The organism is Streptomyces sp. NPDC043854, from assembly GCF_056436005.1.
Genome location: NZ_JBWKDK010000023.1, coordinates 44,680 through 56,189 on the forward strand (window position 1 = coordinate 44,680; position 11,510 = coordinate 56,189).

Genomic DNA, 11,510 nt, shown 5'->3' on the forward strand with positions numbered 1-11,510 from the left:
GACACACCCCCATGGCCACCCGCAACAACCCGTACGGCGCCTTCAACTTCCTCGTCAAACTCGGCGACACCGGCGGCGAGGACCAGATCGCCGGCGGCTTCTCCGACTTCAGCGGAGCCGGCAACGAGGTCAAGTACTCCGAGTACCGCAACGGCAACGATCCCGAGAACCACGTCCGCAAGATCGCCAACACCAACACGACGAACGACGTCACCCTCAAGCGGGGCATCATCGGCGACCTGCGCCTCTTCAACTGGATCAAGGCGGTCCGCGAGGGCGCGCACGACGCCCGCACCGTCACCGTCACCCTCCACGACGAGGGCCGCACCCCCGTCTGCGCCTGGGTGCTGCACGCCGCCCAACCGAAGAAGTGGGTCGGACCCACCCTCACCGGCAAGGGCGGCGGGGAGGTCGCGATGGAGGAACTCCACCTCGTCGCCGAACGCATCGACTTCCAGTCGTTGTGACCGGGTCCGGACTGCGGCTCGGGGCCCCGGGCGTGTACCGCGACGCCCGGCCTGCGCCGCCCGCACCGGCGCCGGTCCGGCTCGACATCGCGGGCTTCGTGGGCGTGGCCCCGCGCGGGCCGGTCGACGAACCGGTGCCCGTCGACCGCTGGTCCGACTACGTGCGCCGGTTCGGCGGGTTCGAGGGGCCCGGGCTGCTGCCATACGCGGTACGGGCCTTCTTCGCCCAGGGCGGGGCCCTGGCGTACGTCCTGCGGGTGGCGCCGCTGCCGCGGGCCCCGCACCCCGCCGCGCTGGAGGCCTGCGCCCTGCACCGGGTCGCGCTGGTGCGCGCGGACGGGCCCGCGGGCGCCGGCCCGGGCGGGGCGCCGTACGAGCTCGGGCTGCGCGCCCGCGACGAGGGCGGCTGGGGCGGACGGCTGTCGGTGCGCTGGGACTTCACCGCCTCGGACCGGTTCGAGGCCGCGGCCGACGGGCGGGAGCTGGCCCTGCCGCCCGGGCGCACCCCGCCCGCCGGATCGGTGCTGCGGGTCCGGGGCGCCGGGCTGCCGCCTGCCGGGTCGTTCTTCCGCATCCTCGAACTGGCCGAGCGGAGGAACGGCTTCGGGCCGCCGGCCGTGGTCGCCCTGCTCGACCGGGCCCCCGCCCCCGCCGCGGGCGCGGGCGCGGGTTACGGCGGCGGGGGGTCCCGGGCGGCGGCCGTCGAGGCCGAGGTCGTCACCGCCGAGGTGACCGTGGCCGACGGCGACCCCGCCCACCCCCGCCGCGAGCGGTTCGCCGGGCTCGGGCTGAGCCGCGGGCACCCCCGCCATGCCGCGGGCGTACTCGCCGCCGAGTCCCTGCTGGTCACCCCCGACGGGGAGTGGCCCGACGCCCTGCTCCCGCCCGACACCTTCCTCACCTCCGCCCTCTCCCGCCCCGTCCGCCCCGGCGCGGACCGGTACGCCTCCATCGGCGCCGACAGCTTCCAGGGCCCGCTCCCCGTCGAGCTGCTGCCCGGCACCGCCGACGCGGACGGCGGCACCGCGGGCGCGGCCGTCGGTGCGGACCGGATGGCGCTCGTCCCCGAGATCGGGCTGCTGTCCGCCCCCGACCTGCTGTGGCAGTACGGCGAGAACGCCCCCGCCACCGAGACGCCGCCCCGCCCCGTCGGCGGCCGCTTCGCGCCCTGCCCGCCGCCCGCCGCCCCCCTCACCCTGGCCCCGGCCCGGCCGCGCCCCCTGCTGCTCGACTCCGCCGGCGGGCTGCCCGAGATCCTGCGCCGCCAGCAGCGGCTCGTCGCCCTCGCCGAGCACGGGCGCCGGTTCGTCGCCCTCCTCGACGTACCGCCCGGGCTGCCGGTCCGCGCCGTCGCCCGCTGGCGCGCCGCCTTCGACAGCTCGTACGCGGCGGCCTACCACCCCTGGCTGGGCGTCGTGGCCCCCGACGACCCGGACCGCCGCGCCGTCCCCGTACCGCCCTCCGGCTTCGCGGCCGGCATCATCGCCGAGCGCGAGCGCCGCCTCGGTGTGCCCTGGGGCCCGGCCAACGCCCTGGCCGCCGACGCCGTCACCGCGGTCCAGCCGCTCGGCGACGCCGACTGCGACGAGCTCCACCTGCTCGGCATCGACGTGTTCCGCGCCGAGCGCGACGGCTTTCGCCTCGCCTCGGCCCGCACCCTCTCCCACGACCCCGACCACCGCCAGCTGGGCGTGCGCCGGCTGATGACCGCGCTCCGCCTCACCCTGGACCGTCAGGCGCAGGCCCTGGCCTTCGAACCCCACACCCCGCAACTGCGCGACGAACTGCGCGGCTCCGTCGTGCAACTGCTGCGCGGCCTGTACCGGGCCGGGGCCTTCGCCGGCGACACCGAGGACGAGGCCTTCTTCGTACGCTGCGACGAACGCCTCAACCCCGCCTGGTCGCAGGGGCTCGGCCGGCTCGTCGCCGAGATCGGCGTGGCACCCGCGCAGCCCCTCGAATACCTCGTCCTGCGGATCGCGCAGGACGCCGACGGCTCCATTGACGTGAGGTGAGACCCGCCGTGCCCGAGCACCCGCCCGAACTCGTCCAGGCCTTCCGGTTCCGGATCCGCCTCCTGCGCAGCACCGCGCCCGGGCGCACCGCACTGCCGCCGCCCCGCCTCCCCGGTCCGCTCTCCGAGGGCGGCCCCGACCGGCGCGGGGCGGCACCGGCTCCGGCCGGCCGGCCCGCCGGCCCCGGCGGGCCGGACCGCGCCCCCGACCGGCTGGGCGACGGCGGGTTCCAGGAGTGCTCCGGGCTGGGCCTGGAAGCCGACCTGCGGGAGTACGCGGAGGGCGGCGCCAACGACGCGGTGGTGCGCCGCGTGGGCCGGGTCCGGCTCCAGCCGCTGGTCCTGCGGCGCGGCATGCTCGTCGCCACCGACGGCGGGAGTGCCGACACCGCCCTGTGGGACTGGCTGCACGGCATGGTCGCCGGCGGTGCCCCGGTGCCCCGCTACGACGGCGACGTGGCGGTGCTCGACGCCACCGGCCGGCGGACGGTGGCGCGCTGGACGTTCACCCGCGGCCTGCCCCTGAAGATCACCGGGCCGGCGCTCCACGCGAGGACGGGGGAGATCGCCGTGGAGGAACTGCACATCGCCCACGAGGGCCTGCGCCTGGAGCGCACCCCGTGACGGCCACGGCCCACGCCACCCTGACCCGCCTGAAGGTGACCGGCCGGCAGGGCCCGCAGAGCACGCCCCGGGCCGAGGAGGTCGGCATCCCCCTCGAAGTGCAGTTCAACCCCACCACCCTGCGCATCTCCCGCAACAACAACGTGGACCGGGGCGGGGCGACCACCCGCACCCAGAAGGTGCAGCACCCCGCCCAGGAGGGGTCCACGCTCACCTTCGACCTGGAATTCGACACCGCCGAGCAGGGAGGCGCCGGCCGGTACGCCGACGTACGGCAGTGGACCGCCCTGGTGCGGCAGTTCGTCGAGCCGCCGCCGGACCGCCCGGCCGATCCGCCGCCGCCCGTCCGCTTCGTGTGGGGGACGCTCCGCTACAACGGCATCGTCACCCAGGTCAACGAGGAGCTCGACCACTTCGCCCCCGACGGCACGCCGCTGCGCGCCAAGGTCGCGGTGACCATCGTCGAGCAGAACTTCGCCTACCAGGCGAACGCCGAGGGCCCCGGCGCCCGGGACGCCGGGGCCGCCACCGAGGCCGGCGACCGGCGGGCCGGGGCCGCGCCCGGCACCGCCGGCACCAGCCGGCCCCGGCAGGTGGTCCGGGCGCTCGGCGGGGAGTCCGCCCAGCAGCTGCTGTCCCGGGCCGGACTCGACCCGGCGGCCTGGCGCGGGGCGATGAGCGGACTCGACAGCCCGCTCGGCCTGGCGGCCGGGGCCGGCGTGGTCCTGGGCGCGGAGGCCGAGGCGGGCCTGGCCGCGTCCGCGGGCATCGGCCTGTCGGCCGGGTACGCCGGGGAAGCGGCGGCCACCTCCACCGCGGGCCTGGCCGCCGCCCTCGGTATCACGGCCGGAGCCGGGGCCGGCCCGCCGGCCGGGGGTGCACCGGCCGGCGCCGTCTCGGGGGGCCCGGCGGCGCAGGGCGGCCCGCGCGTCCCGGGCGGCGGCCCCGGCGCCCCGGGCGGCCCCGGCACCGTGCCCCCGGGCGGCCCGGACGCGGCGGCCCGGGCCGGCTTCGTGCTCAGCGCCGGCGGCGGGATCGCCGCGGCCGCGCAGGCGGTGGCCGCCGCCGCGGTCGATCTCGCCACCGGGCGCGCCCGCGGCTCCTTCGAGGTGCCCGCCGCCGGCCTCGCGCCCCTGCCCGGACGCCTTCCGCCGGGCCTTCCGCCCGGCCTTGCGCCGGGCCTTGCGCCGGACGGCCCCGACCCGCGTTCCACCACGTACGGCCGCGGCATACCCCTGCGCGCCCGCGCCGACCCCGGCACCCTCGCCGAGGTCCGCGCCGGCGGCGGCCGCAGCCTCGCCGACCGGGCCCGCCGCGAGGAGGTCCCCGCCCCGGACCCCGGGGCCGCGCCCTGGGAGCGGCTGCCGCCCGACCCGCCCGGCCGGGCCGCGGCCGACTGCGAGCAACGCGGCCGTGACGCGGGCCCCACCACCCTGGGGTGGACACCGCGAGGAGGCCCGCCATGAGCGTGTACATCGGAGAGCTGCACACCGAAGTGGTGCCCGCGGGCAGCGGCGGCCCGCCCGCCCCCGCCCGCGGCGACGGCACCGGCTCCGGCTCCGGCGGCAGGTGGGCGGCCGCCGAACGCCACCGGGAGGCCGCCGAGCGGGCCGCCTGGCTCACCGCGCGCACCGCCGCGGAGGGCTTCGATGACTGATGCCGCCGTCGCAGCCGTCTCGCCCGTCTTCGAGGTCGGCGGCACCCTCGTACGGGACCTCGCCCGGGACTGCGTGCGCCTGGAGGTGGCGGAGGGCACGGCGGGACTGCGCACCCTGCGCGCCCACTTCCTCGCCGTCGGCCCCGGCGCGACGGGCCCGCAGGACCGGCTGCTGCACCTGGACGGGTCCACGGCGGGCCTCGGCAGCACCCTCAGGGTGTCCCTCGGCCCGCCCTCGGCCCGGCGGTACGTCTTCGAGGGCGTCGTCTCGGCGGTGGAGCTCGTCCTCGGCGACGGCGAGCCGCCGCTGGTCCTCGTCCACGCCGAGGACGCGCTGATGCGGCTGCGGATGACCCGGCGCCTGCGCACGTACCGCGACGCCACCGACGCCGACGTCGCCCGCGAAGTGGCCCGCGAGCACGGCCTCGACGCCGACGCGGACGTCCCCGGCCCCCGCTACGACGTCGTCCAGCAGCTCAACCAGAGCGACCTGGCCTTCCTGCGCGAGCGGGCCCGGCTCGTCCAGGCGGAGCTGTGGGCGACCGGTACCACCGTGCACTTCCGGCCCCGCGGCAGCCGCGCCGCCCCCGCCCAGACCCTCGTCTACGGCAACCAGCTGATGGCGGTGCGGCTCGCCGCCGACCTGGCGCACCAGCGCAGCGAGGTCGTCGTCACCGGCTACGACGCCGAACGCCGCGAACCCATCGACGAACGGGCCGGCCCCGAGGTCGTCGAGGCCGAGACGGCCGGCGGCGGCCGCACCGGCGCACGGCTGCTGGCCCGCGCGATGGGGCCCGCCACCAGCCTGCGGGTCCGGGAGGCGGCCCTGACCACCGAGGAGGCCGAGAGCTGGGCGCGCGCCGAAATGCTGCGCCGCGGCCGCCGGTTCGTCACCGTGGCCGGCACCACCAACGGCAGCCCCGACCTCGTCGTCGGCGGCCGGCTCACCCTCCGCTCGGTCGGCGGGCCCTTCGAGGGGGACGGCTACCACGTCACCCGGGTCCGGCACACCTTCGACCCCGACCACGGCTTCCGCACCCGCTTCGACGCCGAACGCCCGTCCCTGAACGAGGTGCTGTGATGTCCCTGCCCACGCCCGCGGACGGCGCCGCGCCCGGCTACTTCGGCGTCTACCCGGCGCTCGTCACCGACATCGTGGACGAGAAGCGGCTCGGCCGCATCGAGGTCCGCTTCCCCTGGCTCGGCCGGGACGGCGACCGCGACGTCCGGGCCTGGGCCACGCTCTGCTCCCCGTACGCCGACGACCGGCAGGGACTGCTCGCGCTGCCCGAGGTGGGCAGCCAGGTCGTGGTGGCCTTCGAGGCGGGCAACCCGCGCCGCCCGTACGTCCTCGGCGCCGCCTGGAACGGCCGCGCCGCCCTGCCGCACGAACCCGAACCGGCCAACAACCTGCGCCAGTTCAGGTCGCGGGCCGGCAGCAGCCTGGAGTTCGACGACACGGCCGGCGCCGCCCGGGTGCGGATCACCATGGCCTCCGGCCACGAGGTCGTCCTCGACGACGCCGCCCGGCAGGTCGTGGTCCGGCACAGCGGCGGCTGCACCGTCCGCCTCACCCCCACCGCGGTCCAGGTCGAGGCCAACGCCTCCGTCGACGTCAAGGCGCCCACCGTCACGGTGAACGCCCCGCTGTCCACCTTCACCGGACTCGTGAAGTGCGCGACGCTGGTCACCGACCAGATGGTGGTCTCCCCGGCCTACACGCCCGGCGCCGGGAACATCTGGTGAGCGCGGGCACCGCCGCCGGGCACGGTTTCAAGCTCCTCGCCCCCTGGTACGTGTGCGAGCGCGGCGGGTTCGACCGCTTCGCCCCCGCCGCCCGCACCCCCGCCCTCCAGAAGTACGCCTCGCCCGAGTTCGTCCGTGCCCTCGTCGCCGACCCGAGGGACTCGCTGCGCTTCGACCCGGCCGAGGACGTGTGGTCCTGCCCCGTGCCCGTCCCCGTCGCCGAACGCGGCCCGGGCCGCGCCCGCTTCGCCACGCACCGGCTGTACCGCACCCGGCTGCGCAAGCTGTACCAGCCCGGCCACGACCGCTTCTACGCCGTCGTGGTCGAGCTCTTCTGCGACCGGCCCGGGTGGCCCCGCCCGCAGTCCGCCGAGGGGCTGGAGGTCGGGTTCGTGATGCGGCGCCGGCAGGTGGAGATGTCCGCCCCGCCCCCGGTGCTGCGCCGGCTCGCGCACCGGCTGACGGCCGGACTGGCCGCCGCCGAGCGCGCGGCGGGAGCGCCGGACGGACCGCCGGACGCCCCGCCGCATGGCCCGCCGGACGCCCCGCCGCCCGGGGCGGCCCCGTACGCCTCGGAGGTCCGGGACATCCTGTGGGCCGACCTCGCGCACCGGGCGGACTTCGAGGACGCGAACCGCGCACTGATCGACCGGGTCGGGCTGGAGACGGAAGTCCAGGCGTGGATGGAGGGCCCGGCGGGCGCCGGATGGCGCAGGGTCGGCGCCCCGCCGCCCGGGGGCCGCCCCCCGGACCGGGAGCAGGAACTCCCGATGTGGCGGCTGCCGCCCCGGTCGGGCGACTGCCCGCAGGGCCCGGAACCGCCCGAGCGGTCCCTGTGGTTCGGGGTGGTGCCGACCTGCTCCGGCGACCACGACGACCAGGGGGCCCCCAAGCTCGACGACCGGTCGGTGTACGAGCTGCGCTGCTTCGTCCGCCGGACCCCCGCGCCGGGACACGCGCACTGCCCGCCGCAGGTCTCGTGGAGCGAGCCCACCGAACCGTTCAGGCTCGCGCCGTTCTACGACCCCGAGGGCACCAAGAACCGCCGGACGTCCATCACCCTGCCCGACCTGCGCGCGCTGGCCGCCCGGGCCGGCGCGCCGCCCGGCCCCGGCGGGGTCGCCGTCACCAGCCCGCCCGGATCCCAGCTGTCCTTCGACCCCGGCGGCGGCACCCCGAGCGGCGGCTCGGTCGGCGGCACGGCCCCCCGGATCTGCACCTTCGCCCTCGAACTCTTCATGATCGTGGCGTTCTTCCTCTTCAGCATGTTCCTGCCGATCGTGGTGTTCCTGTTCCAGCTGTGGTGGCTGCTCGCCCTGCGGTTCTGCCTCCCGCCCTCCGCCACGGCGATCGCCGCCCTCAAGGCCCACTTCGACGCGGGGCTGACGCTGCGCGACATGGGGGCCGCCGAACGGGAGGCCCTCGACGGACTCCTCGGCGCCCGGGGCGCCGCGGCCCGGCTCCAGGCCGGCGAGGGCGGTTTCCGCGACGAGGACGGCAGGGACCTCTTCGAGACCGTGACCCCGCCCGACCCGGCCCCCGTGCCCGTACGCCCCGAACCGGAGCCGCCGGTCCGCGACCCGCTGTGCGGGAGCGGGGGATGAGCGGCCGGGCGGCCCCCGTACCGGCGCCGATACCGTCACCCGCACCCGCACCCGCACCCAGGCTCCCGGCGCCGGGGGCTCCCGCGCCCGCCGCCCCCGGCCGGGCCGCACCGCCCGCCCGGCTCGCGGACGAGCTGGCCCGCGCCCTGCCCGCCCCCGACATGCCCAAGGAGGAGCTGGCCCTGGAGGGCGGCGCCCCGCTCACCCCGCCGCCCGCCGTCGCCGCGTACCTGGAGCGCAAGGGCCCGGCGGGCGGGCCGGTCCGCGTCCGCCTCGGCCACTCCGCCGCCGGCATCCTGCACCTCCGCAGCACCGACCGGGGCCCGGCCACGGCCGCGGGCGGCGCGTTCCAGCCGGTCCCGCTGCTGCTCCCGTTCCTGCTGCCGCTGCGGAACGCCGGCGTGGAGCCGGTCCTCGCCGTCCGCGTCCACGACGGCGTCCTCCAGGGCCACGCCTCGGCGGTGGTGCAGGGCGCCCTGCTCGGCGGCCCCCGCGCCCTCCTCGACCGGATCGAGACCTGCACCCGGGCCCTGGGCTGGCTCGGCGTCAGCGGCCTGAAGCTGCCCGGCACGGAGAACGAACTGCGCGGCCCGACCCTGGTCGTGAAGGCCACCGGCATGAGCTTCACCCTGGGCGGCTTCCTCGCCGCCTCCGGCAGCTTCGGCCTCGCCGGCGACACCGTCACCTTCGACGCGGTCGCCCGCGGCACGGTCGCCGGCCTCGGCTCGGTGGAGGTCCCGGTGGTCCGCGGCCCGGACGGCGCGCTGTCCGGCAGCGCGGCCGTGGACGTGGTCCTGCGCGGCTTCACCGGGCAGGTGACGGCCGCGTACGCGGGCGGGGCGGTGGACGTCCGGGGCACCGCCGGCTACTCCAACGACCGGTTCGACGGCCAGGTGACCTTCGTCGCCACCGACCCCGCGACCGCCCGGGAACTGACGGACAGCCGGCTCGCCGAGCAGGTGAAGACCGCCAGGGCGGTCACCGGCGAGCCGGTTCCCGCACGGGCGGCCGCCGCCGGGGCCCCCGAAGGGGCCGCCGGGCCGCGCCCCGCCCCCCGCGTGCTGGCCGGCTGGGGCACGGTCACCGTCCGGCTGGCCGACTGGCTGAGCGGTGAAGCCCTGGTCGTCGTCGACCACCGGGGCGACGTGACCGTCGTCGGCAAGATCGTGCCGCGAATGGACAAACCGCTCTTCGAGCAGAAGGAGTACGTCAAACAGCTCGCCCGGTTCGAGGTCCGCACCCTCTACGGCATCCCGCTCGTCGGCAACGTCTTCCTCTTCGCCGGCATCGGCCTGGAGGCCATCGCCAAGATCGGGCCCGCCACCCTCGACCGCATGGAGCTCACCGGCACCTGGTCCACCAAACCCGAGGTCCTCAAGGACTTCGGCCTGACGGGAACCCTCAACGTCTCCGCCTTCGCCGGGCTGCGCCTGAAGGCCGAGGGCGGAGCCGGCCTCCAGCTCCTCGGCCACGACATCAAGGCGGGCGTCGGGCTGCACGCCCTCGCGGGCGTCCGCGGCTACGTGGAGGCCACGCCCCGGATCGGATTCCGCGAGGTCGCCGACCCGAAGGCCGGCAAGCGCGGGGAGTTCTTCCTCGCCGGGCACATGGAGATCGCCGCCCAGCCGTTCCTGGCGCTCGGCGGGGAGCTCTTCGTCGAACTGGACAGCCCGTGGTGGTCCCCGGCCCCGGACAAGCGGTGGAACTGGCCGGTCGGGCAGCTGGAGTACCCGCTGCCCGGGGAGTTCGGCATCGGCGCGGACGTCGAGCACGTCCTCGGCTCCGGGAAGGTCCCCGAGATCGCCTTCGGCGAGGTGAGGTTCAGCCCCGAGAAGTTCATGACGGACCTGGTCAACGACAAGGTCCCGGCGAAGTCGGCCAAGGACGACCAGAAGAAGGGCGCCTGGAAGGAGCCCGGCACCCCGGCAACCCCCGGCGGTGCTCCTCCGGGTGCCGGCCCGGCCCCGGCTGCCCCGGCCGCCGCCCCCGCCAAGGCCCCCGCGGCCCCCTCCCGGCCGACCGCCCGCCGCGCCCCGGCCGCCGGCCCCGGCCCCGCTCCGGCCGCGCCCCGCAAGGACCCCGCGGACATCCCGTCCCCGGCCAAGCAGGCCCGCTGGCTCTCGGGCCTCCAGGCCCTGGGGAGGATCGCGGAGAAGTCGCACGCCCACCCGTACGAGGAGGCCGACCTGCGCGCCGAACTCGCCGGGGTCCGCAGGACGTACGGGTTCAGCGTGCTGGAACCCGAGCTGCACGAGGGCAAGTGGCACGTCACGGCCGCCATGAGCCCGAAGGCGCACCGGCTCCCGCCCATCGACGCGGCCTCGAAGGGCTCCTCGAAGGATGCGGCGAAGGATGCGGCGAAGGACGCCGGGAAGGGCGCCGCGAAGGGCTCGCAGGAGGAGGGCGGCAAGGTGGGAGTCGACCGCCGCGACCCGGCGGAGCTGCCCGCCTTCCGCGGAGGCCGCTACGACGACCTGAAGAACCCGAAGACCGGCCTCAACCACGCCGGCACCGAGATCAACCACATCCCCCCGCACAGCGTCACCAAGCAGGTCGGCAGCCTCCCGTACGGCCGCGGCCCGGCCATCCAGATGGACCGCCAGGACCACCGCGGCCGCAAGAACCCCGACGGCAACTGGAGTTCCCAGCCGCGCACGCTGAGCACCGGCAGCTGGAGGGAGTCCAAGGAGCACCGTGCCCGGCAGCTGGAGCTGATGGAGGCCGAACGGTTCAAGCAGGCCGTCCAGCTGGACATCAAGGACATCCGGTCCAAGTTCGGCGCCAAGTACGACGGCGCCCTCAACGAGATGAAGCCGGCCCTGCGCGCCGAGGGCTGGTGGTGACCGGTGGCGGCCCGTGGCAGCGGGGGAGACGGCGCGGTGACGCCCGCCGCGCAGCATGGAGCCATGGCAGCATCTGACGCCCTGACATCCGCCCCCGGCGGCGGCCCGCTCCCCGCGGCCGGGCCCGCGGGCGAGGCCTGGTCCGGGACCGGGATCCGGTTCCCGCTGCGGCCGCAGGGCGGCGACGCCGGCCCCGGCGGACCAGGTGGTCGAAGCGGCTCAGGCGGCCGGCTCGGCTGGGTGGCGGGCACCGCCGCGATCCGCCAGTCCGTGGAGACCATCCTCGACACCGAGCCCGGCGAACGCGTCATGCGCCCCACCTTCGGCTGCGGCCTGCGCCGCCACCTCATGGCCCCCAACACCCCCGCCACCCGCGCCGCGATCGCCGCCGAGATCGGCGAGGCCCTCACCGCTTGGGAACCCCGCATCCAGGTCACCGAGGTCTCCGTGACCCCGGGCGAGGAGCCGACCCTGGTGTGGATCGACATCGCCTACGTACGGCTGCTCGACCTGCGCCCGGACAACCTCGTCTACCCGTTCTACCTGCGATAGAGG

General features: G+C 77.0%; 10 protein-coding genes. All 10 read left to right on the top strand.

Going from position 1 to position 11,510, the window contains the following annotated elements; genetic code table 11:
* Positions 1 to 11: 11 nt before the first annotated feature.
* The 10 genes from AC068A_RS21500 to AC068A_RS21545 all read left to right on the top strand — a co-directional run bounded on the left by AC068A_RS21500 (position 12) and on the right by AC068A_RS21545 (position 11,507).
* Complete coding sequence (locus AC068A_RS21500; protein ID WP_478587137.1) at positions 12 to 467, top strand: phage tail protein; 456 nt, start codon at positions 12 to 14, stop codon at positions 465 to 467.
* Positions 464 to 2,482 (top strand): hypothetical protein, encoded by a 2,019-nt coding sequence (locus AC068A_RS21505; protein WP_478587139.1) that lies wholly within the window; start codon positions 464 to 466, stop codon positions 2,480 to 2,482. The genes AC068A_RS21500 and AC068A_RS21505 overlap by 4 nt, the downstream gene beginning before the upstream one ends.
* Positions 2,483 to 2,490: 8 nt before the next feature.
* Positions 2,491 to 3,105: a phage tail protein gene (locus tag AC068A_RS21510; protein WP_478587141.1), complete on the top strand. Its 615-nt coding sequence runs from the start codon at positions 2,491 to 2,493 to the stop codon at positions 3,103 to 3,105.
* Entirely contained in the window at positions 3,102 to 4,571 is a 1,470-nt protein-coding gene (locus tag AC068A_RS21515; RefSeq protein ID WP_478587143.1) for a CIS tube protein, read from the top strand. The genes AC068A_RS21510 and AC068A_RS21515 overlap by 4 nt, the downstream gene beginning before the upstream one ends.
* Positions 4,568 to 4,762 (top strand): hypothetical protein, encoded by a 195-nt coding sequence (locus AC068A_RS21520; RefSeq protein ID WP_478587145.1) that lies wholly within the window; start codon positions 4,568 to 4,570, stop codon positions 4,760 to 4,762. The genes AC068A_RS21515 and AC068A_RS21520 overlap by 4 nt, the downstream gene beginning before the upstream one ends.
* Entirely contained in the window at positions 4,755 to 5,843 is a 1,089-nt protein-coding gene (locus AC068A_RS21525; RefSeq protein WP_478587147.1) for a phage late control D family protein, read from the top strand. Before AC068A_RS21520 ends, AC068A_RS21525 begins: the two co-directional genes overlap by 8 nt.
* Positions 5,843 to 6,508, top strand: coding sequence for a phage baseplate assembly protein V (locus AC068A_RS21530; RefSeq protein WP_478587149.1), 666 nt, complete (start codon positions 5,843 to 5,845; stop codon positions 6,506 to 6,508). Before AC068A_RS21525 ends, AC068A_RS21530 begins: the two co-directional genes overlap by 1 nt.
* Positions 6,505 to 8,112, top strand: coding sequence for a hypothetical protein (locus AC068A_RS21535; RefSeq protein ID WP_478587151.1), 1,608 nt, complete (start codon positions 6,505 to 6,507; stop codon positions 8,110 to 8,112). The genes AC068A_RS21530 and AC068A_RS21535 overlap by 4 nt, the downstream gene beginning before the upstream one ends.
* On the top strand, positions 8,109 to 10,955 hold the full coding sequence (locus AC068A_RS21540; RefSeq protein WP_478587153.1) for a hypothetical protein: 2,847 nt from the start codon (positions 8,109 to 8,111) through the stop codon (positions 10,953 to 10,955). Before AC068A_RS21535 ends, AC068A_RS21540 begins: the two co-directional genes overlap by 4 nt.
* Before the next feature lie 63 nt (positions 10,956 to 11,018).
* Positions 11,019 to 11,507, top strand: a complete 489-nt coding sequence (locus AC068A_RS21545; RefSeq protein ID WP_478587155.1) for a GPW/gp25 family protein — start codon at positions 11,019 to 11,021, stop codon at positions 11,505 to 11,507.
* The last annotated feature ends 3 nt before the right edge of the window (positions 11,508 to 11,510 follow it).

Coding starts and splice junctions, on each gene's coding strand:
- AC068A_RS21500 (WP_478587137.1), top strand. CDS start 12: ATGGCCACCCGCAACAACCCGTACGGCGCCTTCAACTTCCTCGTCAAA.
- AC068A_RS21530 (WP_478587149.1), top strand. CDS start 5,843: ATGTCCCTGCCCACGCCCGCGGACGGCGCCGCGCCCGGCTACTTCGGC.
- AC068A_RS21525 (WP_478587147.1), top strand. CDS start 4,755: ATGACTGATGCCGCCGTCGCAGCCGTCTCGCCCGTCTTCGAGGTCGGC.
- AC068A_RS21540 (WP_478587153.1), top strand. CDS start 8,109: ATGAGCGGCCGGGCGGCCCCCGTACCGGCGCCGATACCGTCACCCGCA.
- AC068A_RS21545 (WP_478587155.1), top strand. CDS start 11,019: ATGGCAGCATCTGACGCCCTGACATCCGCCCCCGGCGGCGGCCCGCTC.
- AC068A_RS21520 (WP_478587145.1), top strand. CDS start 4,568: ATGAGCGTGTACATCGGAGAGCTGCACACCGAAGTGGTGCCCGCGGGC.